Annotated in this window: 1 protein-coding gene and 1 pseudogene; both read right to left on the bottom strand. The window is 39.2% G+C overall.

Translation table 11 applies throughout. The features are described from left to right. Positions 1-110 precede the first annotated feature (110 nt). Positions 111-431 (bottom strand): hypothetical protein, encoded by a 321-nt coding sequence (locus AB4653_RS28015; protein ID WP_102257990.1) that lies wholly within the window; start codon positions 429-431, stop codon positions 111-113. Positions 432-596: 165 nt separating this feature from the next. Further along, positions 597-879, bottom strand: a pseudogene (locus tag AB4653_RS28010) (hypothetical protein); the annotation flags it as partial.

The raw sequence follows: 879 nt of genomic DNA, 5'->3' as shown, positions 1-879 counted from the left end.
GGGTGTCATTTGATTGTTCAAATGACACCCTTTTTTATATATTGAATAAAATTGAGCCTTAGTGCTTCATTAGGCCTTGCTGTTTGATCGAGGTATGAGCAAAGGCAAAGTTAAGGGCTGCACATCTCGCCACTGTGTGATCCCGCAATGATCACTCCGCTTTGGTCTACAATCCAGTTAATGGTGCAGTCACGATAGGGGTTTTTGAAAGAATGTTGTATTTCACCATTCTCGAGTGAGGTTTGAGTTTCCACCCAAGCAAATGTGCGTGACTCCCAAAATGTAACGGCTTGAGAGTGGGGCGTTAAATACAAAGCTTGCGCATCGGTAATATTGGAACCGATGTAACTCTCGATATGTTCGTCAGTACTAACAATCTGGCTAGTACAAGCGCTGATAAAAATCATAGCAATGGGAATATAGATACGCATTAAAAATCCTTTTTAGTGAGTATGATTATTCATATATCTAAATATACAACAGCGTTATTTAAATTAGTAAACACGCCATTGCAGTATCTCTATCTTAGCCATGATTAACCCCCAACCTTTGTCTGAAAACGTGACATACCGACGAACCGGAGTGGACATACTGAGTTATCTCAGTGAAGAGTATTTTATTGCGTCCTTTTCAAATTGAGCGACTTTAGAGCCTACTGATTTTAGTGCTCGTTGATATGCATCAACATCATGCCCGACAACAGATAATGCAGCGTCGTAAGGCGACATTGCTTTTTCCAGTTGTTCTATTTTGTAACCAAGTTGGTCTAAAAGATAAATGACAGAGGCGCCACTGTTATAAAAAACGTAGAATCCAAAGTGCCACTTTACGTCTTTTTTATTTTTTAGATTCAAGCTAAAACTTCTTCCTTTATCGAAG

Origin of the sequence: Vibrio sp. 10N.222.48.A3 (genome assembly GCF_041475345.1) — a bacterium.
Classification (GTDB): domain Bacteria; phylum Pseudomonadota; class Gammaproteobacteria; order Enterobacterales; family Vibrionaceae; genus Vibrio; species Vibrio tasmaniensis_A.
The sequence above is the reverse complement of the archived record's forward strand: the minus strand, read 5'-3'. Positions and strand labels throughout refer to the sequence as shown.

Coding starts and splice junctions, on each gene's coding strand:
- AB4653_RS28015 (WP_102257990.1), bottom strand. CDS start 431: ATGCGTATCTATATTCCCATTGCTATGATTTTTATCAGCGCTTGTACT.